This is a genomic window from Streptomyces sp. NPDC040718 (assembly GCF_055593565.1).
The window spans coordinates 112,576-134,108 of record NZ_JBVIXO010000016.1 but is presented as its reverse complement, the minus strand read 5'-3'; the positions used below and the strand labels follow the sequence as shown (position 1 = coordinate 134,108).

Below are 21,533 nucleotides of genomic sequence, written 5' to 3'. Positions count from 1 at the left end.
GCGGAATGGCAGACGCGCTAGCTTGAGGTGCTAGTGCCCTTTATCGGGCGTGGGGGTTCAAGTCCCCCCTCGGACACAAACAGAAGGACCCCGCTGCGGCGGGGTCCTTCTTCGTTCCCCCGGGACCTTCCCGGAGACCTCTCGGGTGGGGGTTCCCGGGGCGGGAAGGGCGTGGACCGGCCACCCCGGAATGTTTGGTAATGTTTTCCACGTCGCAACGGGCCGCGAGGAACGTGAGGCGCACACCCTGTCCGGGTGGCGGAATGGCAGACGCGCTAGCTTGAGGTGCTAGTGCCCTTTATCGGGCGTGGGGGTTCAAGTCCCCCCTCGGACACAAACAGAAGGACCCCGCTACGGCGGGGTCCTTCTTCGTTCCCCCGGGGAACGCGGCACCGCGTAAGGGGCCCCCGGGCCGGGATCTCGGATCCCGGCCCGGGGGCCCCTCGCGTACGGGCCGGCCGGATCAGTCGTTGGCGGCCGCGAGCTCGGCCACGCGGCGGCGGACCAGGAACCAGCCGCCGACGAGGGCGGCGGCGATCGCCGGGAGGAACATGACCGTGGTGCGGCCGACGCCGCCGTCGCTCCACATCAGGACCAGGACCGCGACCAGGAAGACCAGGGTCACGATCTGCGTGTACGGGGCCCAGGGCAGGCGGTAGGACGGGCGCTCGACCAGGCCGTTCTTGGAGCGGTGCCAGAAGAACAGCGAGCAGAGCATGACCATGGCCCAGGTGCCCAGGATGCCGATGGAGGCCAGGTTGAGGACGATCTCGAAGGCCTCACCGGGCATCCAGTAGTTCAGGCCGACGCCCGCGACGCCGAAGGCGGCCGTGAAGAGCACACCGCCGTAGGGGACCTTGCCCTTGTTCATGACGCCGGTGAACTTGGGGGCGGAGCCCGACATGGCCATCGAGCGCAGGATCCGGCCGGTGGAGTAGAGGCCGGAGTTCAGGCTGGACAGGGCCGCGGTCAGGACGACCAGGTTCATGACGCCGGCGGCGCCGGGGATGCCGAGCTTGTCGAAGACGGTGACGAAGGGGCTCTGGTCGGCCGAGTACGCGGTGTACGGGAGCAGCAGGGCCAGCAGGACCACGGAGCCCACGTAGAAGATGCCCACGCGCCACATGATCGAGTTGATCGCCTTCGGCATGATCTTCTCGGGGTTCTCGGTCTCGCCGGCGGCGACGCCGCAGAGCTCGACGGAGGCGTACGCGAAGACCACGCCCTGGATGACCAGGAGCATCGGCAGGACGCCGGAGGGGAAGAGGCCGCCGTTGTCGGTGATGTTGGCGAGGCCCGGGGTGTTGCCGCCGATGTCGTGGCTGGTGGCGACGAGGTAGATGCCGACGAGCAGGAAGATCACCAGGGCGGCGACCTTGACCAGGGAGAACCAGAACTCCATCTCGCCGAAGTACTTCACCGAGATCAGGTTCGCGGTGAGGACCACGGCCAGGGCGATGAAGGCGAGGACCCACTGGGGGACGTCGGTGAACATCGACCAGAAGTGCGCGTAGGTCGCGGCGGCGGTGATGTCGGCCACGGTGGTCGTGGACCAGTTGAGGAAGTACAGCCAGCCCGCCGTGTAGGCGCCCTTCTCCCCCATGAACTCGCGCGCGTACGAGACGAACGCGCCGGAGGACGGACGGTAGAGGACCAGCTCGCCGAGGGCCCGGACCACGAAGAAGGCGAAGACGCCGCACACCGCGTAGGCGATGGCCAGGGAGGGGCCGGCGCCGGCGATGCGGCCTCCGGCACCGAGGAACAGGCCGGTGCCTATCGCGCCGCCGATGGCGATCATGTTGATGTGGCGGGACTTGAGGTCCTTGCTGTAACCCTCGTCACCGGCGTCGACAGGACGGTGGGACGACGCCTTGGCGGTGGCCTCGGTCAAGGTGCGATCACTCATGTAGGACTTCGCCTTCGTGGTTCGGTCAGGCAGGTCCGGCAGCCGCGCGCGGGGGAGCTGGGTGGTGTCCCCCGTATCGCGGTACCGGTGATTTTGTCGCCATAGGAGACCACGTGCCTCCGCTACCCGCCAAAATCGGCCACCGAACGCGGAAGCCCCCGGCGACCATGGAAACGGTCTCCGGGGGCTTCCCAGGGGTACGAATACGAGGGCTGCGAGCCGTCAGGCGCTCGGGGCGGCGTCCGCGGCCTGGTCGAGGCGGAAGGCCTCGTTGCCCAGGCCGATCCGGGCGTGGACCTCGGGGCGGCGGGACTTCAGCAGCAGCCCGTGGACCAGTCCGCCCACGGCGGCGACGGCGATGATCGCGGGCAGCGCCCAGCTCAGCGCGGAGCCTTCCTCGGCACCGACCAGGACGGCGAAGTCCTTGACCGTGTAGAGGGCGATGCCGACCAGGGCGAGGCCGGCCAGGCCCGCGGCGACGAGCCGCCGGATCTGGGCGCCGGCGGTGCCGCGCCGGACGAAGAAGGCGATGACGGCGAAGGAGGCCGCGGCCATCAGGACGGTCACGCCGAGGGCGCCGACGCTGCCCATCCAGGTGAACAGGTGCAGGACGGGGGCGGTGGGGTCACCGGCCGGCGCGGAGTCGGTGACGGCGAAGACGAGGACGACCACGGCGGCGACGACGGTCTGCAGGAGGGAGCCGGTGGCGGGGGCGCCGGTGCCCGGGTTGGTGCGGCCGAAGCGGGCGGGCAGCAGGCCCTCGCGGCCCATCGCGAAGGCGTAGCGGGCGACCACGTTGTGGAAGCTGAGCATGGCCGCGAACATGCCGGTGACGAAGAGCACGTGCAGGACGTCGGTGAAGGCGGAGCCGAGGCGGCTCTGGGTGAGCTCGAAGAGCAGGCCCGGACCGGCCTCCGCGGAGGCCTTCACGATCCCGGCGGGACCGGTGGCGACCGAGAGGGCCCAGGCGCTGAGGGCGAAGAAGAGGGCGACGAAGCCGATGGCGAGGAACATCACGCGGGAGACGACGATGTGCGGCTTGCTGGTCTCCTCGGCGTAGACCGGGGACTGCTCGAAGCCGACGAAGGCGGCGATGCAGAAGCACAGCGCGGTGCCGAGGCCGGCGCCGCCGAGGGTGGCGGGGTCGAAGGCGTCCAGGGAGAGGCCTTCGGGGCCGGGCTTGCCGAGGGCGGCGGCGTCGAAGACGACGACGAGGGCGCACTCGATGAGGAGCAGGACGCCGAGCACCTTGGCGTTCAGGTCGATCTTGAGCCAGCCGAGGGCGCCGGTGGCGGCGACCGCGATCAGGGCGGGGATCCACCAGGCGACCTGGGTGTCCAGGTAGGTGGCGAAGAGGCCGGATATCTCGAAGCCGAGGATGCCGTAGACGCCGACCTGCATGGCGCTGTAGGCGACGAGGGCGACCAGGGAGGCGGAGGCGCCTGCGGTGGGACCGAGGCCGCGGGCGATGTAGGCGTAGAAGGCGCCGGCGTTGTGGACGTGCCGGCTCATCTCGGCGTAGCCGATGCCGAACAGGGCGAGGACGACGCCGAGGATGACGAAGAGCAGCGGCTGGCCGACGATGCCCATGACCCCGAAGATCGTGGGCATGACACCTGCGACGACCATCAGGGGCGCGCTTGCGGCGAGGACGGAGAGCAGCAGTCCGGCGGTGCCGAGCCGGTCGGCACGCAGGGCGCGGTCCTGGCCCTTGTACGTGCGGATCTCGGCCGCGGAGTCGGCTGGGAGCGTGGTGGATCTGCCCGTCGGCATGGCAGGGTCCTTTCGGGGGTGACTGGTCACGCGGTGCCGAGCGCGGCACCGCGCGCGGCGAGGAAGGCCTTGTGCGGATCGCGGTCCGGGTAGGACCAGGGGGCGCGGGTGGCATGGCTGCCGATGCGGTGGAAGAGGGCGGCCGCTTCCGCGGGGCGGCCTTCGCAGAGCTTGGCGTGCGCCAGGAAGTTGAGGTCGACCCGGTTGCGGGGGTGGTCCTCGCGCTCCCACTCCAGCCACCAGTCGAAGGCGGAGCGCAGCACCTGGCGGGCGCGGCGGCCGGTCCAGTGCTCGGCGGCGGCTTCACCGGTGGCGCTGCCGCGGGCGGCGGCGAGGACGCGGAAGCGCTCGGCGTGGGCGATCACGGGGAGTACGGCGAGCGGGGAGTCGGCCGGGGATTCCTCGGCGGCCCAGGCGGCGAAGTCGTAGACCTCGTGGAGCGGGTCGTGGCCGGAGGCGGGGGCTCGTTCGGCGAGCTTGGCGACCATGAGGTGGTGGGCGTGGTGGTGCTCGCGGTGGCGCGCCCGGACCTGGTCGAAGTGGCGGCTGAACTCCTCCTCGGTACCGAAGGCGCGGGCGAGCATGAGGAGGCCGAGCCAGGGGGTGGGGTCGGCGGGGAGCAGCGCGGCGGCGCGGCGGCAGGCCTCGTCGGCGGCCCCGGGGCTGCCCTTGCCGCGCAGGGCGGTGAAGACGGCGGCGCAGGCGAGGAGGGTGGCGGCGTCGGCGCTGTCGGGTTCGGCGAGCAGCCATTCGCCGGCCCAGGCGGTGGCGGCCGGGGTCTCGGCGAGGACGACGAGGCGGTGGCCCCGGCGGTCCCAGTCGTCGCCGGTGGCGACGAGGAGGGTACGGGCCTTGGCCCAGCGGCCCTGGGTGAACTGGCTCCGGACGCCGACGAGCTCGGAGTCGCACAGGGCGGGGTCGAAGAGCTGGGCGTCCCGCTTGCGGGCGCGGCCGAGGGGCGGCGGAGGCGGGGACATCCGCGGGTTCCCTCCAGGACGCGGGCGCGGGTGGACTGCGTGCGCGGGTGCGCGCACGGGGGCACGGGTGGGGCGGTCGGTTCGGGTGGTACGCGTGGGGTGCCGACAGCGCGGCTTGATCGTGCCGGTGGTCAATCCGGATGATCACGCACAGCAAACCGGTAGGCACAGCTCCGCGTCAAGGTCCGGTCCACTGGGTGGCGCGTTTCAACTGGTGAGCAGAAGGGGCGAGTTGGGACGCAAGCGACGGTTCGAAATGCGGGTGTCACCTGCGACTACGGTCCTTAGGGTGGGCGCATGACGAGCTACGACGGTCTGCGCCCCTTCGAGATGGGCTTTCCCGGGGAACTGCGCGACACCCTGACCGCCGCCGTGCTGAGCGGCGCCAAGACCACGACGACGGGCCTGCTCAAGGGGTACGAGACCGAGGGCGAGCCGGTGCCCCGGCCGGGGGAGCGCGTGGTGCTGGTCGACTCCGACGAGCAGCCGCTGGTCGTCCTGGAGATCACGGACGTCCGGGTGCTGCGGCTGGCCGAGGTCGACCTGCGCCACGCGCTGGACGAGGGCGAGGGTTTCGCCTCGGTGGCCGAATGGCGCTCCGCGCACGAGGACTTCTGGCACGGCGAGCCGCATCGCGAATGGCTGGGCGATCCGGCCTTCACGGTCGACGACGACACCCTCGTCGTGGCGGAGCGTTTCAGGGTGGTCCCGGACTAGGGGCTGTCCCGCGGACCCAGCCCTAGCCGACGGCCCGGGCCGCCGCGCGGCCGGCGGCACGGCCCGAGAAGACGCAGCCGCCCAGGAAGGTGCCCTCCAGCGCGCGGTAGCCGTGGACGCCCCCGCCGCCGAAGCCCGCTGCCTCGCCGGCCGCGTAGACACCGGGCAGGGGATCGCCGGAGGGGGTCAGGACGCGGGAGGACAGGTCGGTCTCCAGGCCGCCCAGCGACTTGCGGGTCAGGATCGAGAGCCGGACGGCGATCAGCGGGCCCGCCGCGGGGTCCAGGATGCGGTGCGGGGCGGCGGTGCGGATCAGCTTGTCGCCGAGGTACCTGCGCGCCCCGTGGATCGCCGTCACCTGGAGGTCCTTGGTGAAGGGGTTGGCGATCTCGCGGTCGCGGGCGGTGATCTCGCGGCGGACCGCGGCCTCGTCGAGGAGGTCCTCCTTGGTCAGCTCGTTCATCCGGCGGACCATCGCCGACAGGTCCCGCTCCACGATGAAGTCCGCGCCGTGGTCCATGAAGGCCTTGACCGGGCCGGGGACGGCCTGCCGGGCCCGGTTGATCACCTCGCGGACGGACTTCCCCGTCAGGTCCGGGTTCTGCTCGGAGCCGGAGAGGCCGAACTCCTTGCCGATGATGCGCTGGTTGAGCACGAACCAGGTGTGTTCGTGGCCGGTCCGCATGATGTGGTCGAGGGTGCCGAGGGTGTCGAAGCCGGGGAAGAGCGGTACGGGCAGCCGCTTGCCGGCGGCGTCGAGCCACAGCGAGGAGGGGCCGGGCAGGATGCGGATGCCGTGCCGCGCCCAGATGGGGTTCCAGTTCTCGATGCCCTCGGTGTAGTGCCACATCCGGTCCTTGTTGATGTGGCTGGCCCCGGCGGCCTCGGTGATGCCCAGCATCAGTCCGTCCACGTGCGCGGGGACCCCGGACAGCATCCGCGCGGGCGGGGTGCCGAGCCGGTCGGGCCACTGCGCCCGCACGAGGTCGTGGTTGCCGCCGATGCCGCCGCTGGTCACGATCACCGCCTGGGCCCGCAGGCTGAACGCGCCGGCCGCCTCGCGGCTGCTCGCGGTGCCGCGTACGGCGTCCGAGGGGGCCAGCACCTCGCCGGTGACGGTGTCCACGGCGCCGGCGGTGGCCGACAGGCCGGTGACCCGGTGGCGGAAGGCGAACCGGACCAGCCCGCGGGCCGCCCCGGCGCGGACCCGCCGTACGAAGGGCTCCAGCAGGCCGGGGCCGGTGCCCCAGGTGATGTGGAAGCGGGGCACGGAGTTGCCGTGGCCGTTGGCGTCGTAGCCTCCCCGTTCGGCCCAGCCCACCACCGGGAAGAAGCGCACCCCGCGGGAGTGCAGCCAGGACCGCTTCTCGCCGGCCGCGAAGTCCACGTACGCCTCGGCCCAGCGGCGCGGCCAGGCGTCCTCCTCCCGGTCGAACCCGGCGGTGCCGAGCCAGTCCTGGAGGGCGAGCTCACGGCTGTCCTTGATGCGCATGCGGCGCTGCTCGGGCGAGTCCACGAAGAACAGCCCGCCGAAGGACCAGTGCGCCTGGCCGCCGATCGACTGCTCCGGCTCCTGGTCGAGGAGGATCACCTTCCGGCCCGCGTCGACGAGCTCGGCGGTGGCCACGAGGCCCGCGAGGCCCGCTCCGATCACGATCACGTCAGCGTCGTACGTCATGCCTGCCGGTCCTCCGGTCCGTCGGTGGTGGGGCAGATCCTTTGCTACGGAGCGGTAACCAGTCAACAGCGGTGGTTGGATGGGTCCATGGATCCCGCTGACGAGGTACTGGACGTGGTGGACCGGGACGACCGGGTCGTCGGGCGGGCGCCCCGGGGCGAGGTGTACCGCCGGGGACTGCTCCACCGGTGCGTGTTCGTGCTGGCCAGGGACGCGGAGGGGCGGGTCTTCGTGCACCGCCGGACCGCGTCGAAGCTGGTCTTCCCCTCGCACTACGACATGTTCGTGGGCGGGGTGCTGGGCGCCGGGGAGGAGTACGCGGACGCCGCGCTGCGGGAGGCCGGGGAGGAGCTCGGGGTGAGCGGGCTGCCGAGGCCGGAGCCGCTGTTCAAGTTCCTCTACGAGGGGCCGGGCGGCGGCTGGTGGTCGTACGTGCACGAGGTGCGGTGCACCCTGCCGGTGGCCCCGCAGGCCTCGGAGGTGGACTGGCACACCTGGCTGCCGCAGGAGGAGCTGGACCGGCGGGTCGCGGGCGGGGACTGGGCGTGGGTGCCGGACGGGCTGGAGGCGTACAGACGGCTGCGCGCCTTCCGGGAGGGCGGGATCTTCCCGGAGGGCGGTGCCCACGGGGAGGGCGGGACCCAGCCCGCGCCGGGTCCGTGACGGGGACGTAAATTGGCCACGTGATCGACTTCGTCAAGGACGTGCGGCTCTGGTTCGCACCGGAGCGGGTGCGGGACGAGGGCGAGACGCCGGACTACCGCTTCTCCCTCGCCAACGAGCGGACCTTCCTCGCCTGGATACGGACCGCGCTGGCGCTGGTGGGCGGCGGGTTCGCGGTGAACCAGTTCCTGCCCGACCTGCGGTGGGGCGTGCGGGTCGGGATGGCCTTCGCGCTGCTGGCGGTGGGCGGGGCGTGCGCGCTGCGGGCCGTGAACCACTGGGTGCGGTGCGAGCGGGCCATGCGGCGGGGCGAGGACCTGCCGGTGTCGCGGTTCCCGGTGGTGCTGAGCCTGGGCGTGGGCCTGGTGGCCGCGGCGATGGTGGTGGTCGTACTGCTGGGCTGGACGGCCGGACGGTGACCCGTCCCGGTGCGGCGGCCCGCGACGCGGGACTTCAGCCCGAGCGGACGCGGCTGGCGTGGCGGCGCACCACGCTGGCCTGCTCGGTCACGGCGGTGCTGGCGCTGCGGCAGGCCCTGCACGGGACCGGCTCGCGGGTGGAGGTGGCCGGGACGGCGGTGATCGCGCTGATCTGGGTGGCCTTCCTGTGGGTGGCGCATCGGCGGGTGCGCGAGCTGGCCGGGGCCCGGCCGCCGGCGCTCTCGCCCCGGGTGGCGCTGGGGGCGGTGCTGTGTTCGGTGGGCCTGGCGGTGTTCGCGATGGCGGTCATCGTCTGAGCCGCTCGTCCGATGATCAGGACAGTGTCGCGCCACGGGGACACAACGGGCGTTCCGGGGCGTTGCGGTCTAGCCTCGACCGCATGACGACCCTGCACCAGGAACACCCCACGCACGCCCACGAGCACGGCCCCGGCTGCGGGCACACGGCGGTCGAGCACGGCGACCACCTGGACTACGCGCACGACGGCCACCTGCACCGGCAGCATTCGGGGCACTGGGACGAGTGCGAGACCTCCGGGCACGCCCCGCACGAGGAGCACGACCACGAGCACGGCGAGGGCTGCGGGCACGACGCGGTCCCGCACGGCGACCACCTGGACTACCTGCACGACGGTCACCGGCACGCCCAGCACGACGGCCACTACGACGACCACTGACGACCCCGCTCTCCCGGGCCGCGACCCCGGCTGACAGGATGCCGACCGCCTGTCACAGCGACCCGGGGAGAGCGTCCATGACCGTCGAAGAGCCGTACGTCGTCCAGCCCGCGGCCGGGGTGTACGCCTACGTCCAGCCCGACGGGGGCTGGTGCCTGAACAACGCCGGCTGGATCAGCGACGGCGGGCGCACCCTGCTCGTCGACACCGCCGCGACCGAGCGGCGCGCGCTGGCCCTGCGCGGGGCCGTCGTGGCGTCCGGGGCGCCGCTCCCCCGCACCGTGGTCAACACCCACCACCACGGAGACCACACCTACGGCAACGCCGCCTTCGCCCCCGAGGCCGTGATCGTGGGCCACGACAACGCGCGCGCCGAGCAGCTCGCCGCCGGGCACCAGCTGGAGTTGATCTGGCCCGCGACCGACTTCGGGGCGATAGAGATCACCGCGCCCGACCTCACGTACGCCGACCGGCTGACGCTGCACGTCGGCGACACCGAGGTGCGGGTGATCCACCCGGGCGTCGCCCACACCACCGGGGACTCGGTCGTGTGGCTGCCCCGGCAGCGGGTGGTGTTCACCGGCGACCTGGTCTTCGCCGGCGGCACCCCGTTCCTCGCGATGGGCTCCCTCGCCGGCTCGCTGCGGGCGCTGGAGCTGCTGCGCTCGCTGGGCGCGGAGACCGTCGTACCGGGCCACGGGCCGCTGACCGACGCCTCGGCGTACGACGCGACCGAGCGCTACCTGCGGTACGTGGCCGAGCTGGCCCGGGAGGGCCGGGAGGAGGGCCTCACCCCGCTGGAGGCGGCGTGCCGGGCCGACCTGGGCGAGTTCGCGGCCTGGCGGGAGAGCGAGCGGCTGGTGGCGAACCTGCACCGGGCCTACGCCGAGCTGGCCGGGGAGCCGGAGGGGGCGCCGCTGGACATCCTCGCGGTGCTGCGGGACATGACGGTGATGAACGGCGGGACGCCGATCCTGTGCCACGCGTGAGCTGAGAGGGGCCGGCCGGAGGGAGTTCTTTCGGCCACCCCTATGGACGGCATACCGACTGGTCGGCATGATGGCTCCCGGACCGAGAATCCCGTCGTCGACCCCGTACGGAGGCGCGCCCCATGAGCCCAGCCGATCCCCGAGGCCTCGATCTGCGGAGGCTGCGCGGCCATCTCGACGCCGCACGGCCCGGGCTCACGGCGGGGCCGCTGAGCGGCCGGCTGATCGAGGGGGGCCGGTCGAACCTGACGTACGCGGTCACCGACGGCACCTCCCGCTGGGTGGTGCGGCGCCCGCCGCTGGGCCACGTGCTGGCCACCGCGCACGACATGCGGCGCGAGCACCGGGTGATCTCGGCCCTGCACGGGACGGCCGTACCGGTGCCCGAGCCGCTGCTGCTGTGCGAGGGCGAGGAGGTGCTGGGGGCGCCGTTCTACGTCATGGAGCACGTGGACGGGGTCCCGTACCGGACCGCCGGACAGCTCGCGGAGCTCGGCCCCGAGCGCACCCGGCGGGCGGTGCTGGGCCTGGTGGACACCCTGGTCGACCTGCACGCGGTGGACGCGGAGGCGGTGGGTCTGGGCGGCTTCGGCCGGCCCGAGGGGTTCCTGGACCGGCAGCTTCGCCGCTGGGGCAAGCAGCTCGCGGCCTCCCGCGGCCGGGAGCTCGCCGGGATCGACGAACTGCACGGGGCGCTGGGGCGGGCGCTGCCCGGCTCTCCCGCGCCGACCGTGGTGCACGGGGACTTCCGGCTGGACAACGTCCTGATCGGCGGGCCGCGGGACACCGTCCGGGCGGTCCTGGACTGGGAGATGTCCACGCTCGGCGACCCGTTGACCGACCTGGGCCTGCTGGTGATGTACAGCTCCGACCTGGGCCTCGCCGATTCCCCGGTCAGCACGACGAGCGGTGCGCCGGGCCATCCGGCCCCCGCCGAGCTGGTCGAGCGGTACGCCGCCCGATCGGGGCGGGACACCGGGGCGATCGCCTGGTACACGGCCTTCGCCTGGTTCAAGCTCGCCGTGATCCTCGAAGGCATCCACTACCGGTACACGCTCGGGCAGACGGTCGGGGCGGGCTTCGACCGGATCGGCGAGCTGGTCCCGGTCTTCATCGAGCACGGACTGACCACCCTCCAGGAAGGCTGAGGAGCAGAGCGCCATGGATTTCGCATTCGACACCCGGACCGAGGAACTCCGCGGGCGGCTGCTCGCGTTCATGGAGGAGTACGTCTACCCGGCGGAAACCGTCGCCGCCGAGCAGCGCGCACGGCTGGCCTCGCCCTGGGACACCCCGGCCGTCTTCGGTGAGCTGAAGGCCGAGGCGCGCCGTCAGGGGCTGTGGAACCTGTTCTTCGTAGACCAGCAGGGCTTGCCGGACGGGGAGTACGGCGCGGGGCTGACCAACCTCCAGTACGCCCCGTTGGCCGAGATCACCGGCCGCAGCCCGCACCTGGCGCCGATGGCGACCAACTGCGCCGCCCCGGACACCGGGAACATGGAGCTGCTCGCGCAGTTCGGCGACGAGGCGCAGCGGAAGCAGTGGCTGGAGCCGCTGCTGGCCGGGGAGATCCGCTCCGCCTTCGCGATGACCGAGCCCGAGGTGGCCTCCTCGGACGCGTCGAACATCGAGACGCGCATCGAGCGGGACGGCGACTCGTACGTGGTCACGGGGCGCAAGTGGTACATCTCCGGGGCGATGAACCCGGACTGCAAGGTCTTCATCGTGATGGGCAAGACCGACCCGGACGGCGCCGATCCGCGCCGCCGGCAGTCGATGGTCCTGGTTCCGCGCGACACCCCGGGCGTGGAGGTGCGCCGGGCGATGACGGTGTACGGGTACGCGGACCACGACCACGGCGGCCACGCCGAGGTGGTCTTCGACGGGGCCCGGGTCCCGGCGGGGAACCTGATCGGCGGCGAGGGCGCCGGCTTCGCCATCGCCCAGGCGCGGCTCGGGCCGGGCCGCATCCACCACTGCATGCGGCTGATCGGGATGGCGGAGCGGGCCGTCGAGCTGATGTGCCGGCGCGCGGTGGCACGTACGGCCTTCGGAAAGGAGCTGGCCGCGCAGGGGGTCGTGCAGAACTGGATCGCGGACGCCCGGGTCACCATCGAGCAGCTGCGGCTGCTGGTGCTGAAGACGGCCTGGCTGATGGACACGGTCGGCAACCGGGGCGCGCACACCGAGATCCAGGCCATCAAGATCGCCACCCCGCGCGCGGTCGTGGGGATCCTGGACCAGGCGGTGCAACTGCACGGCGCGGGCGGGGTCAGCCAGGACTTCCCGCTCGCCGAACTGTGGGCGGCCGCGCGCACGCTGCGGCTGGCGGACGGCCCGGACGAGGTGCACCAGCGCTCGCTGGCGCACCGCGAGCTCAAGCCGTACCGCCGGGCCTAGGGGCGGAGGGAGCGGAGGAGGAGGTCGGCGAGGTGGTCGGCGACCTGGTGCGGGGTGAGCGGGCCGTCCGTGCGGTACCAGGTGGACAGGTGGTGGACGGAGCCGAAGTAGTAGTCCACCACCAGGTCGGCCGGCGTGGCCGTGGCGAAGACCCCGCTGCGCATGCCCTCCTCGACCAGTGCCCGGAACCGCTCGTGGTAGCGCCGGCGCTCCGCCCGTACCTGCTTGTACTTCTCCGGGCTGAGCTGGTGCATCGACCGGAAGAAGATCATGGCGTCGTCGAGGTTCTCGATGGTGGTGACCACGACGTCGGCGGCGGCGGCCCGCAGCCGCTCCTCGACGGGGGCGTCGGATCCGGCCACGGCGTCGAGCCGCTGCTGCTGGAGGCGCAGCATGCGCGCGTACACCTCGTGCAGCAGGTCGTCCTTGGAGCCGAAGTAGTGGTAGAGCGCCCCCTTGGTCACCCCGGCCGCCTCGACGATCTCCTGGACTGAGGTGCGGTCGTAGCCGCGTTCGGCGAAGAGCCTGGTGGCGACGGCGAGCAGCCGCTGCGGCACCGGGGTCTCCCGGTTTCCGTCCTCGGGGCCCTCGGTGGTCCTGGCGGCCATGGTGCTCGCCTTCCTCTCCTGATCCTCCGACTGTTTTCAGCCGCGGTCGCGCAATTCTCGTCGCAGGATCTTGCCACTGGTGGTCTGCGGAAGAACAGGCAGGATCTCCACCTGGCGCGGGTACTTGTACGCGGCCAGGCGCTCCGCGCAGTACGCGGCGAGTTCGGCCGGCCCGGCCGAGGCGCCCGGGCGCAGGCTGACGTACGCCTTGACGCTCTCGCCCCGGTAGGCGTCCGGCACGCCGACCACGGCCGCCTCCCGTACGGCGGGGTGGGTGTAGAGCACGTCCTCCACCTCCCGGGGCCAGACCTTGAACCCGGAGGCGTTGATCACGTCCTTCTTGCGGTCGACCACGTAGAGCCAGCCGTCGGGGTCCATGAAACCGACGTCCCCGGTGCGCAGTTCGCCGTCGGGGAAGGCCTCGGCGGTGGCCCCGGGCAGCCCCCAGTAGCCGGGGACGACCTGCGGTCCGCGCACGGCTATCTCCCCGGTCTCCCCGAGCGGGACCTCGGCGCCGTGCCCGTCGAGGATCCGTACGAGGGTCTGCGCGCCCGGTACCCCGACGGAGAGGGTGCCGGTGGCGGGGTCGACGGGTGCCTCCAGGTGCGCGGGGACCGAGGCGCAGGGGGCGGTGCACTCGGTGAGGCCGTAGCCGTTGCGCAGGTAGAACCCGAAGGAGGCGCGGAGGCGTTCGACGAGCGCGGGCGGGAGCGGTGCGCCGCCGGAGGAGACCACCTGGAAGGAGGCGAAGTGGTCCCGGGTGGCGTCGGGGTGCGCGGCCAGGGCCGTGAACGCGGTGGCGGGGCCGATGGTGTAGGCGGGGCGGTGTTCGAGGAAGGCGTCGAGTACGGCCCCGGGGTGGAAGCGGTGCGCGAGGACAAGGGTGCCCGCGTTGACGAAGCAGGCGGCCAGCTCGCAGACCAGGCCGGTGATGTGGAAGAGCGGGGCGAGCGCGAAGTACCCGGCGCCCTCGGGGAGGGGGTGGCCGGTGACCTGCCGGGTGGCGTTGTAGGTGATCGCCCCGTGCGGGTTCATGGCGCCCTTGGGGGTGCCGGAGGTGCCGGAGGTGTAGCTGATGAGGGCGGTGTCGGCGGCGCGGAGGCCGGGATCGCCCGGCGCGGGGTGGCCCTGGCGGGCCACGTCGAGCAGGTCTGCGGGGACCGGCGCCCGAGCCGCACCCGGCCCTGCCGGCGGCTGGGGCGCGGGGGTCCGGGGGCGGGGCCCCTGTCCCCGGCCCTGTGGAGACGCGCCGGCGTCCGCGGCCGGGGGTCCCGCCGGACCGGGTCCGGGAGAGGAGGAAGGGTCGGCAGGGGACGGCTCCGCGCAGCGGGAACCCCCGGCGGCCGACCCGGCCCCGGGAAAGACCCGGGGGTCGTTCCGGGTCTGGAAGTCCCGGTCACGGGCGGTCAGCACCGTCCGGATCCCGGTCCCCCGGACCGCCTCCCGCAGGTACCCCTCCCAGGCAGCCCCCTCGCACACCAGGGCGACCGCCCCGGAGTCCCGCAGGACGTGCCCGGCTTCTCCGGCCTTGTACATCGGGTTGACCGGCACGACCACCGCCCCGGCCTTCCACGCGGCCAGCACCGCAAGCACGAAGTGCGGGGTGTTCTGCAGCATGACCGCCACCCGGTCGCCCCGCCCGACCCCCCGGCCGGCGAGGTGGCCGGCCAGCGAGTCCGAGAGGGCGTCGGCCTCGGCGTACCCGATCCGCCCGTCGAAGTAGGCCAGCGCGGCACGCTCCGGCGCCCGGGCCACGGCGGCCCGGAAGGCGTCCAGCACGCTCGCCGGCGGCGCCACGGGCGCCAGCTGGGCGGGGCTCAGCCGGCCCAGCCACGGGCGGGCGGCGTACGGGGACCCGGAGGGGGACGTCACGAGCCCTCCCACTTCTGCTGGAGGCGGTTCATGGAGTGCAGCCACCGGTCGGGGTCGGTCGCGCGGGCGGCGTGGAAGTCCGCCACCTCGGGGTGCGGGAGGATCAAGAACCGGCCCTTCTCCATGCCGTCGAACAGCGCTTCGGCGACCGTTTCCGGCTCGATCGCGGTCGGCGCCAGGACCAGCTCCCCCGCCGAACCGGAGGCGGTCAGCATGTCGGTGCGTACCCCCTGCGGGCAGATGGCGTGGACCCGGACGCCCCGGTGGCGGTAGGTCAGCGACAGCCATTCCGCGAAGGCGAGGGCACCGTGCTTGGTGACACTGTACGGGGCCGCTCCGATCATGGTCAGCAGCCCGGCGGCGGAGACCGTGGACACGAAGCGGCCGCTGCCGCGCTCCAGCCAGTCGGGCAGCAGGGCCCGCGCGGCGCGCACGTGCGCCATGACGTTGGTGTCCCAGGCGGCCTCCCAGACGGCCTCGTCCGCGAAGGCGTCTCCGCCCGAGGCGAGTCCGGCGTTGGCGCAGTACACGTCGACCGTGCCGCCGAGGGCCTCGCGCGCCTCCCCGACGACCGCGGAGGCGTCTCCGGGGACGGCGATCGCCCGGGCGCCGGTCGCGCCGATGGCGTCGGCCACGGAGGCGGCCTTGGCGGCGTCGAGGTCGTTGACGACGACGGTGGCCCCTTCGGCGGCGAAGCGGTGGGCGAGGGCCGCGCCGATGCCGCCGCCCGCGCCGGTGACGACGACTCGCTGGTCCTGGTACGCGCTCGCGCTCACGGGGGTCACCTTTCGTCACTGTCGGCCGGGTCGGCCGGATCCCGGCAGACTAACCGGTCGGTATGTGACGGTGGAAGGGGTGCGGGTTCTAGCGTGGCGGGATGACGCTGTCGCGACGCGGGGTGCTGGGACTGGCGGGGGCCGTGGGGGCCGCAGGGGCCGTGGGGGGCGCGGGGGCGGGGCCGGCGGCCGCCGCCGAGCGGGTGCGCACCGGCTTCGAGCGGCTCGCCGCCGACGGGTACGCGGAACTCGCCGGACAGCGGGTCGGGGTGGTCACCAACCCCACCGGGATCACCGCCGACGCCCGCCACCTGGTCGACGTACTGCACGCCGACGAACGGGTGGACCTGGTCGCGGTGTTCGGGCCGGAGCACGGCTTCCGCGGGACGGCCCAGGCGGGCGGGTCCGAGGCGGCCGGGCGCGATCCGGCGACCGGACTGCCGGTGTACGACACGTACGGCAAGAGCGGGCAGCCGCTCGCGGACGTGTTCACGGCGGCGGGGATCGACACCGTCGTCTTCGACATCCAGGACGTCGGGGCACGCTTCTACACCTACATCTGGACCCTGTACGACTGCATGCGGGCGGCCGCGCTCGCCGGCAAGGCGGTGGTGGTGCTGGACCGGCCCAACCCGGTGGGCGGGCGGCGGGCGTCCGGGCCGGTGCTGGAGCGGGCGTACGCGAGCTTCGTGGGCCGGGAGCCGATCGCACTGGCGCACGGGATGACGGCGGCCGAGCTGGCCCTGCTGTTCGACGGCGAGTTCCTGAAGGGCGCCGGCCCCCGGCTGCGGGTGGTGCCGATGTCGGGGTGGCGGCGGGGTTCCTTCTTCGGGGAGACCGGCCTGCCGTGGCTGCCGCCGAGCCCGAACATGCCGACCCCGGACACGGCGCTCGCGTACGCGGGGACCTGCCTCTTCGAAGGGACCAACCTGTCCGAGGGCCGGGGCACGACCACTCCCTTCGAGGTGGTCGGCGCGGAGGGGGTCGACCGGCGGTGGGCGGAGGCGGCGAACGGGCTGGGGCTTCCCGGGGTGTGGTTCCGGGAGACCTGGTTCACCCCGGCCTTCTCCAAGCACGCCGGCAAGGTCTGCGGCGGCGTCCGGCTGGTCGTGCACGACCGGGAGGCCTTCGATCCGGTGCGGGCGGGGATCGGACTGCTGGTGACGGCGCGGCGGGTGTGGACCGGGTTCGGGTGGCGGGCGGACCACTGGATCGACCGGCTGACCGGGACGGACCGGGTGCGGAAGATGGTGGACGCGGGCGCGGGGGTGGACGAGATCGCGGACGCCTGGGCCGCCGGGCTGGCCCGGTTCTCGGCGGTGCGGACGGGGTACCTGCTCTACCCCTGAGACCCGGCCGGACCCCTCCCCCGGCCGGACGGTTCACGCGGAAGGGTGCCGTCACGGGTCTGGCCCACGCGGCCTCGCGGCGGGATGCTGCGAGCACCGGAGGCGTCGGACGGGGAGGGGGAGGCCATGGTGGACAGCGGCGGTGTGACGGCGGCGGCCGGGATCGGGGTGGGGCCGTACCAGGAGCTGACCTTCGACGCCCAGGGCGACGTGGATCCGGCCACGCGGGCGGCGGTGGCCCGGATCGAGGCGACGGACCTGCTGGTCTTCGCCCACGGCTGGAACAGCGACCGGTCCACCTCGGCCCGGCTCTTCGACCGCTTCTTCGCCCCTTTCCCGGGGCTGGTGGGGCCGGGGGTGCGGCTGGGGTACGTGGGGGTTGTGTGGCCCTCCATCCGCTTCCCGGACGAACCGATCCCGGACTTCGACCCGCACGGCGCCCTGCCGGGGACGGTATCCGGGCCGGCCCTGGACGATGCCGCGCGGGCGGCGCTCGGGGTGTTCTGGCCGGGACGGGAGGCGGAGCTGGACCGGGTCGCCGCGCTGCTCGCGGAGCAGCCGGAACAGCCCGCGGCGATCACCGAGTTCGGGGTGCTGGTCCGCCGGCTCGTGCACGCCGACCCGGCGGACGACCCGGCCGCCGGTCCGGAGGCGCCGGCCGTCTTCGTACGGGACACCGTCGAGGTGTGCCGGGCCCTGACGGAGGCCCTGGCCCGGGCGGGGGCCGCGGAGGACGGCGTTCCCGCGCTCGCGGCCGGCGACGGGGCGCGCGCCCTGTGGGGCGGGGCCAAGGAGCTGCTGCGCCAGGCCACGTACTACGAGATGAAGAAGCGGGCCGGGTTGGTCGGCGAGCACGGGCTCGGCCCGGTCCTCGCCGACCTCGCGGGACGCCGGCCGGCCCTGCGCGTCCACCTCGTCGGCCACAGCTTCGGCGCCCGGGTGGTGTCCTTCTCCCTGCGGGCCGTGGCGGACGGGGCGCGGCACGTGAAGTCGCTGACGCTGCTCCAGGGGGCCTTCTCCCACTACGCGTTCAGCGAGCGCCTCCCCCACGACCGGCGGCGCGGCGGGGCCCTGGGCGGGCTCCAGCGCAGGGTGGACGGACCGGTGGTGGCCTGCCATTCCGCCCATGACTCGGCGCTGCGCGTGTTCTACCCGCTGGCCTCCCGGATGGCGGGTGATTCGGCCGGTCTGCTCGGTTTCGACGAGCGGTGGGGCGCGGTCGGGCACGACGGGGTGCAGGCCGTGCCCGGCGCGCCCCGGCTGAGCCTGGAGGAGGCCCTGCGGAGCGGGCTGCCGGAGGCCGGTTGCGTCAGTGTGGACGCGGGCTCCGTGGTGCGCCGGGGCGGTGCCCCGTCGGGGGCGCACAGCGACATCTGCCACGAGGAACTGGCCCGGATCGTGGTCGGGGCGGGGCGCATGGGGCGCTGAGTTCCGGCCATGTGCCACCCGTACGCCTCGACCGCCCCCGCATGCGCCCACATCCTGCCGGGCATGTTGGGCACGTCGCGGGGGGTTGCTTCGTTCGACGGAGTGACGCGGTCACTGGTGTGGGCATGGCACGGCGGAGGTGAAGGTACGGTGGCAGGTTTTCGGAGTCTGGCCTACCAGGTGCGCGACGCGCGCAACGACCGGGCCCTGCGGCGCCATTCGCTGCGCCGCTGCCTGGAGCGGTTCGCGCCCTACGGGCACCGGGCGACGTGGTGGCACCTGTGCGACCGGCACGGGATCGCTCCCGAGGACCGGGGCGCGGACCCGCTGCGGCTGGTCGCGGCGCTGGAGGAGCTGGAGGAGGCGCGGGCGGTCTGGCTGGAGTACGAGCGGCAGTTCGCGGAGCGGCGCAGACGCGAGAAGCACGACGGGGTGAGGCGGCCGGAGTGGGCCTGGGGCGGCAGCGGGGACGCCGTGGTGCGGTGCGCCGACCCGGGTGTGCGGCCGGAGGGGACGCTGGGCGAGGTGCTGCGGCGGCTGGTCGCCGCCCTGGAGTCGGAGCCGGGGACGGCGTGCCCGGTCTGCGGTGAGGAGGAGCTGCGCTGGCCGGCCGCGCTGTCGGGACCGTCGGCGTGGGCCGGGGCGTGGGCGTGGGACGGGCCGCTGTGCGGGGGCTGCGGGATCGTGGTGCCCCGGCCGGCACTGACGGAGGCGGTGGTGGGGCACCAGGCGGCGGGCGCGGCGTGAGCGGGGCGGGCGGTGCCGGCCGGGCGGGTGCGGCAGTGCTCCAGGTCGGGCTGAACGGCTCGCGGGGCGCGGCGGACGGGGCGGCGGTGCCGCTGTCCCCGGGGGATCTGGCCCGGTCTGCGCTGGAGGCGGTGGCCGCCGGGGCCGGCGAGGTGCTGGTGCACCCGCGGACCCCGTGCGGGCGGGAGAGCCTCTCGCCCCGGGTGGTGGGGCCCCTGCTGGAGGAGTTGCGCGGCGCGGGGGTCCGCGTACCTCTGACGGTTCCGGCGGGTGTCGCGGCCGAGCCGGATCCGGCGGGGCGGCTGGAGCGGGTGCGGTCCTGGACGGTGCTGCCGGAGCGGGCTGCGGTGCCGTTCGCGGAGCCGGGGGCGCGGGAGCTGGCGCGGGCCCTGCTGGAGCGCGGGGTGGCGGTGGACGCGGTGGTCCCGCTGGGCGGCGGGGCCGGGCCGGAGCCGCTGGCCCGGTTCCTGGAGTGGGCCCCGCCGGAGCCGGCGCGGGTCCGGCTGGTGGCGGAGCTGGCGGCGGCCGACCCGGCGCTGGTCGCGGGGCTGCGCTGGCTGCCCCCGGTGCCGGTGGTGCTGTACGGGCGGGAGGCCGCCGCCTGGCCGGTGCTGCGGCTGGCCGCGCGCTGCGGTGCGGGCGCGCGGATCGGCGTGGCGCAGGTGCTGCACCTTCCGGACGGGCGGGCGGCGCGCTCGAATGCCGAACTGGTTTCGGCCGCCGTGGAGTTGAGGGGGGCCGCGGCTACTGGGACAGCCGGGAGCCGGTGAGCCGCTCGCCGAAGGCGTCGTCCGGGTTGGACAGCGCGCAGTTCTTCAGCGAGAGGCAGCCGCAGCCGATGCAGTCGTCCAAGTGGTCGCGCAGGCGGCTGAGTTGCTTGATCCGCTCATCCAGTACGGTGCGCCAGCTCTCGGACAGCCGCGCCCAGTCCTCGCGCGTGGGGGTGCGTTCCTCCGGCAGCTGGGCCAGCGCCTCGCGGATGCTGGCGAGAGGGATGCCCACGCGCTGGGCGGCCCGCACGAAGGCGACGCGGCGCAGCACCTCGCGGTTGTAGCGGCGCTGGTTGCCGGAGGTGCGGCGGCTGCTGATCAGCCCCTTGGCCTCGTAGAAGTGCAGGGCGGAGACCGCCGCGCCGCTGCGCGCGGACAGCTGGCCGACGGTGAGTTCGTGGACTTTCTCGGGAATCTGCGGCACACGACCGAGCCTAGTCGGACGTCCGTTGACAGACGCACCAGGACCCCAGCATGCTGAGCAAGCGCTTATTCGACTGAGGGGCCGGAAACGGCAGTGGACAGCGGAAGACAGGGGCAGGGCATGGCCGAACCGAGGATCTTCACATCCGCCGAGGAGCTGCGAGCCGGCATCGGCGAGCCGCTCGGCCCCAGCGGGTGGCTGGAGGTGGACCAGAAGCGGATCGACCTCTTCGCGGACGCGACCGGTGACCACCAGTGGATCCACGTGGACCCGGAGCGCGCCGCCACCGGGCCCTTCGGCTCCACCATCGCGCACGGCTACCTGACGCTGTCTCTGCTGCCGAGCCTGGTGCCGCAGGTCATGCGGGTCGAGGGCATGCGGATGGGCATCAACTACGGCACGGACAAGGTGCGCTTCCCCGCCCCGGTCCCGGTCAGCTCGCGGCTGCGCGCCACCGCCGTGATCACCGCGGTCACCGAGGCGGGCGGCGGCGTGCAGGTCGCGGCGACGGTGACCGTGGAGCGCGAGGGCGGCGAGAAGCCGGTGTGCGTCGCGGAGTCGGTGTCCCGCTACTACTTCTGAGCCGCCCCGGCGGCCGGGCGCGCGCCCACCATCCGGAGCACGAGGTCGGCGTAGAGCCCGCCGACCTCGTCGGGCGTGCGCTGTCCGGCGGTGCTGAACCAGCGGGCCACGTCGATGCACAGCGACAGCACGGCGAGGGTGGTGCCCGGGACGTCGGGGACGTCGAACTCCCCGGCCCGCACGCCCTCGGCGAGGATCCGGCGCACGGCGGCGTCGCTCAGCCGGCGCAGGGCGACGATCTCGGAGCGGTGCTCCGGGGCGAGCGCGTCGAGCTCGTACTGCACCACGCGGGCGGTGGTGTGGTGCGCGGCGTGCCAGCGCACGAAGGACCGCACGGCCGCGTCCAGCCGGTCGGCGGCGGTCCCCGGCCCGGAGGCGGCGGTCTCCAGGATCTCCAGCGCCTTGTCGTGGCCTATCCGGCTGATCCGGTGGAGCAGCTCTTCCTTGGTCTTGTAGTGGATGTAGAGCGCGGCCGGGCTCATGCCGGCACGGCCGGCGATGTCGCGGGTGGTGGTCGCGTGGTACCCGCGCTCCGCGAAGGCGTCGACGGCCGCCACGAGCAGCCGCCGCGCGGCGTCGGGGGTGACCTCCGACCACGGCTGGTAGCCGCCGGTCGTCTCCGCCGCGCTGTCCATCGCTCGCCCACCCTCTTCGTCCTGTAGGAAGACACCAGCTTACCGGAGGGTGAGCAAGCGCTTAGGCCCGCCTTTCGGCCCGGACCGGACCGGACCGGACCGGCAGCGGCAGCGGCAGCGGGG

The 21,533-nt window shown here is 73.7% G+C and carries 22 protein-coding genes and 1 tRNA gene; 14 read left to right on the top strand and 9 right to left on the bottom strand.

Annotated elements, in window-relative coordinates; translation table 11 throughout:
* Nucleotides 1–249 precede the first annotated feature (249 nt).
* Nucleotides 250–334 (top strand) — tRNA-Leu (locus tag ACZ597_RS30350).
* Between the two features lie 129 nt (nt 335–463).
* On the opposite strand, the gene ACZ597_RS30345 is transcribed toward ACZ597_RS30350, so the two are convergent.
* The 3 genes from ACZ597_RS30345 to ACZ597_RS30335 form a co-directional block, all read right to left on the bottom strand.
* The gene (locus ACZ597_RS30345) at nt 464–1,906 is read right to left on the bottom strand and encodes an amino acid permease (RefSeq protein ID WP_471336779.1); all 1,443 of its coding nucleotides are present in this window, start codon (nt 1,904–1,906) and stop codon (nt 464–466) included.
* A 222-nt stretch (nt 1,907–2,128) separates the two neighbouring features.
* Nucleotides 2,129–3,679 carry an APC family permease gene (locus tag ACZ597_RS30340; RefSeq protein WP_471336776.1) on the bottom strand — a complete coding sequence of 517 codons (1,551 nt, stop codon included), beginning with the start codon at nt 3,677–3,679 and terminating at the stop codon, nt 2,129–2,131.
* A 26-nt stretch (nt 3,680–3,705) separates the two neighbouring features.
* Nucleotides 3,706–4,656, bottom strand: a complete 951-nt coding sequence (locus ACZ597_RS30335) for a hypothetical protein (RefSeq protein WP_471336773.1) — start codon at nt 4,654–4,656, stop codon at nt 3,706–3,708.
* Between the two features lie 297 nt (nt 4,657–4,953).
* Here ACZ597_RS30335 and ACZ597_RS30330 point away from each other — a divergent pair, with 297 nt between their 5' ends.
* Entirely contained in the window at nt 4,954–5,373 is a 420-nt protein-coding gene (locus ACZ597_RS30330) for an ASCH domain-containing protein (RefSeq protein WP_471336770.1), read from the top strand.
* A 22-nt stretch (nt 5,374–5,395) separates the two neighbouring features.
* Here the strand turns inward: ACZ597_RS30330 and ACZ597_RS30325 are convergent, their stop codons facing one another.
* Complete coding sequence (locus ACZ597_RS30325) at nt 5,396–7,051, bottom strand: FAD-binding dehydrogenase (protein WP_471336767.1); 1,656 nt, start codon at nt 7,049–7,051, stop codon at nt 5,396–5,398.
* Between the two features lie 87 nt (nt 7,052–7,138).
* On the opposite strand from ACZ597_RS30325, the gene ACZ597_RS30320 reads away from it, so the two are divergent.
* The 7 genes from ACZ597_RS30320 (at nt 7,139) to ACZ597_RS30290 (ending at nt 12,219) form a co-directional block, all read left to right on the top strand.
* Nucleotides 7,139–7,714, top strand: a complete 576-nt coding sequence (locus ACZ597_RS30320; protein ID WP_471336764.1) for an NUDIX hydrolase — start codon at nt 7,139–7,141, stop codon at nt 7,712–7,714.
* A 20-nt stretch (nt 7,715–7,734) separates the two neighbouring features.
* A complete protein-coding gene (locus ACZ597_RS30315; protein WP_471336762.1) occupies nt 7,735–8,133 on the top strand; it encodes a YidH family protein in 399 nt (132 codons plus the stop codon).
* Nucleotides 8,130–8,450, top strand: coding sequence for a DUF202 domain-containing protein (locus ACZ597_RS30310; protein ID WP_471336759.1), 321 nt, complete (start codon nt 8,130–8,132; stop codon nt 8,448–8,450). The genes ACZ597_RS30315 and ACZ597_RS30310 overlap by 4 nt, the downstream gene beginning before the upstream one ends.
* Nucleotides 8,451–8,533: 83 nt before the next feature.
* Nucleotides 8,534–8,830 (top strand): hypothetical protein, encoded by a 297-nt coding sequence (locus ACZ597_RS30305; RefSeq protein WP_471336756.1) that lies wholly within the window; start codon nt 8,534–8,536, stop codon nt 8,828–8,830.
* 77 nt (nt 8,831–8,907) lie between these two features.
* Nucleotides 8,908–9,819, top strand: a complete 912-nt coding sequence (locus tag ACZ597_RS30300) for an MBL fold metallo-hydrolase (RefSeq protein WP_471336753.1) — start codon at nt 8,908–8,910, stop codon at nt 9,817–9,819.
* Nucleotides 9,820–9,941: 122 nt separating this feature from the next.
* Complete coding sequence (locus ACZ597_RS30295; protein ID WP_471336750.1) at nt 9,942–10,967, top strand: phosphotransferase family protein; 1,026 nt, start codon at nt 9,942–9,944, stop codon at nt 10,965–10,967.
* A 13-nt stretch (nt 10,968–10,980) separates the two neighbouring features.
* A complete protein-coding gene (locus ACZ597_RS30290) occupies nt 10,981–12,219 on the top strand; it encodes an acyl-CoA dehydrogenase family protein (RefSeq protein WP_471336747.1) in 1,239 nt (412 codons plus the stop codon).
* Here ACZ597_RS30290 and ACZ597_RS30285 read toward each other — a convergent pair.
* Genes ACZ597_RS30285 through ACZ597_RS30275 form a run of 3 tightly spaced genes read right to left on the bottom strand, consistent with a single transcriptional unit; the run spans nt 12,216 to nt 15,475 of the window.
* Nucleotides 12,216–12,827, bottom strand: a complete 612-nt coding sequence (locus tag ACZ597_RS30285; protein WP_471336744.1) for a TetR/AcrR family transcriptional regulator — start codon at nt 12,825–12,827, stop codon at nt 12,216–12,218. The genes ACZ597_RS30290 and ACZ597_RS30285 overlap by 4 nt on opposite strands.
* A 36-nt stretch (nt 12,828–12,863) precedes the next feature.
* Nucleotides 12,864–14,699, bottom strand: coding sequence for an AMP-binding protein (locus tag ACZ597_RS30280; RefSeq protein ID WP_471336741.1), 1,836 nt, complete (start codon nt 14,697–14,699; stop codon nt 12,864–12,866).
* Nucleotides 14,696–15,475 carry an SDR family NAD(P)-dependent oxidoreductase gene (locus ACZ597_RS30275; protein WP_471336738.1) on the bottom strand — a complete coding sequence of 260 codons (780 nt, stop codon included), beginning with the start codon at nt 15,473–15,475 and terminating at the stop codon, nt 14,696–14,698. Before ACZ597_RS30275 ends, ACZ597_RS30280 begins: the two co-directional genes overlap by 4 nt.
* Nucleotides 15,476–15,576: 101 nt before the next feature.
* Between ACZ597_RS30275 and ACZ597_RS30270 the strand changes: the two genes are divergently transcribed.
* From ACZ597_RS30270 to ACZ597_RS30255, 4 genes are all read left to right on the top strand, one after another.
* A complete protein-coding gene (locus tag ACZ597_RS30270; protein ID WP_471336735.1) occupies nt 15,577–16,824 on the top strand; it encodes an exo-beta-N-acetylmuramidase NamZ family protein in 1,248 nt (415 codons plus the stop codon).
* Between the two features lie 126 nt (nt 16,825–16,950).
* The gene (locus tag ACZ597_RS30265; RefSeq protein ID WP_471336732.1) at nt 16,951–18,252 is read left to right on the top strand and encodes an alpha/beta fold hydrolase; all 1,302 of its coding nucleotides are present in this window, start codon (nt 16,951–16,953) and stop codon (nt 18,250–18,252) included.
* A 150-nt stretch (nt 18,253–18,402) separates the two neighbouring features.
* Entirely contained in the window at nt 18,403–18,999 is a 597-nt protein-coding gene (locus ACZ597_RS30260; protein WP_471336729.1) for a hypothetical protein, read from the top strand.
* Nucleotides 18,996–19,769: a 3-keto-5-aminohexanoate cleavage protein gene (locus tag ACZ597_RS30255; RefSeq protein WP_471336726.1), complete on the top strand. Its 774-nt coding sequence runs from the start codon at nt 18,996–18,998 to the stop codon at nt 19,767–19,769. The genes ACZ597_RS30260 and ACZ597_RS30255 overlap by 4 nt, the downstream gene beginning before the upstream one ends.
* Here the strand turns inward: ACZ597_RS30255 and soxR are convergent.
* Nucleotides 19,744–20,193, bottom strand: a complete 450-nt coding sequence (gene soxR, locus ACZ597_RS30250; protein ID WP_471336723.1) for a redox-sensitive transcriptional activator SoxR — start codon at nt 20,191–20,193, stop codon at nt 19,744–19,746. The two genes, ACZ597_RS30255 and soxR, sit on opposite strands and share 26 nt — an antisense overlap.
* A gap of 120 nt (nt 20,194–20,313) precedes the next feature.
* On the opposite strand from soxR, the gene ACZ597_RS30245 reads away from it, so the two are divergent.
* Nucleotides 20,314–20,775, top strand: coding sequence for a MaoC family dehydratase (locus ACZ597_RS30245; protein ID WP_471336720.1), 462 nt, complete (start codon nt 20,314–20,316; stop codon nt 20,773–20,775).
* Here the strand turns inward: ACZ597_RS30245 and ACZ597_RS30240 are convergent.
* Entirely contained in the window at nt 20,766–21,410 is a 645-nt protein-coding gene (locus tag ACZ597_RS30240; protein ID WP_471336718.1) for a TetR/AcrR family transcriptional regulator, read from the bottom strand. The two genes, ACZ597_RS30245 and ACZ597_RS30240, sit on opposite strands and share 10 nt — an antisense overlap.
* Nucleotides 21,411–21,533 lie beyond the last annotated feature (123 nt).

Excerpts from the sequence above, each read along its gene's own strand:
- ACZ597_RS30245 (WP_471336720.1), top strand. The coding sequence starts at position 20,314 with ATGGCCGAACCGAGGATCTTCACATCCGCCGAGGAGCTGCGAGCCGGC.
- ACZ597_RS30295 (WP_471336750.1), top strand. The coding sequence starts at position 9,942 with ATGAGCCCAGCCGATCCCCGAGGCCTCGATCTGCGGAGGCTGCGCGGC.
- ACZ597_RS30330 (WP_471336770.1), top strand. The coding sequence starts at position 4,954 with ATGACGAGCTACGACGGTCTGCGCCCCTTCGAGATGGGCTTTCCCGGG.
- ACZ597_RS30290 (WP_471336747.1), top strand. The coding sequence starts at position 10,981 with ATGGATTTCGCATTCGACACCCGGACCGAGGAACTCCGCGGGCGGCTG.
- ACZ597_RS30300 (WP_471336753.1), top strand. The coding sequence starts at position 8,908 with ATGACCGTCGAAGAGCCGTACGTCGTCCAGCCCGCGGCCGGGGTGTAC.
- ACZ597_RS30285 (WP_471336744.1), bottom strand. The coding sequence starts at position 12,827 with ATGGCCGCCAGGACCACCGAGGGCCCCGAGGACGGAAACCGGGAGACC.
- ACZ597_RS30270 (WP_471336735.1), top strand. The coding sequence starts at position 15,577 with ATGACGCTGTCGCGACGCGGGGTGCTGGGACTGGCGGGGGCCGTGGGG.
- ACZ597_RS30340 (WP_471336776.1), bottom strand. The coding sequence starts at position 3,679 with ATGCCGACGGGCAGATCCACCACGCTCCCAGCCGACTCCGCGGCCGAG.
- ACZ597_RS30265 (WP_471336732.1), top strand. The coding sequence starts at position 16,951 with ATGGTGGACAGCGGCGGTGTGACGGCGGCGGCCGGGATCGGGGTGGGG.
- ACZ597_RS30320 (WP_471336764.1), top strand. The coding sequence starts at position 7,139 with ATGGATCCCGCTGACGAGGTACTGGACGTGGTGGACCGGGACGACCGG.
- ACZ597_RS30345 (WP_471336779.1), bottom strand. The coding sequence starts at position 1,906 with ATGAGTGATCGCACCTTGACCGAGGCCACCGCCAAGGCGTCGTCCCAC.
- ACZ597_RS30325 (WP_471336767.1), bottom strand. The coding sequence starts at position 7,051 with ATGACGTACGACGCTGACGTGATCGTGATCGGAGCGGGCCTCGCGGGC.
- ACZ597_RS30335 (WP_471336773.1), bottom strand. The coding sequence starts at position 4,656 with ATGTCCCCGCCTCCGCCGCCCCTCGGCCGCGCCCGCAAGCGGGACGCC.
- ACZ597_RS30240 (WP_471336718.1), bottom strand. The coding sequence starts at position 21,410 with ATGGACAGCGCGGCGGAGACGACCGGCGGCTACCAGCCGTGGTCGGAG.
- ACZ597_RS30305 (WP_471336756.1), top strand. The coding sequence starts at position 8,534 with ATGACGACCCTGCACCAGGAACACCCCACGCACGCCCACGAGCACGGC.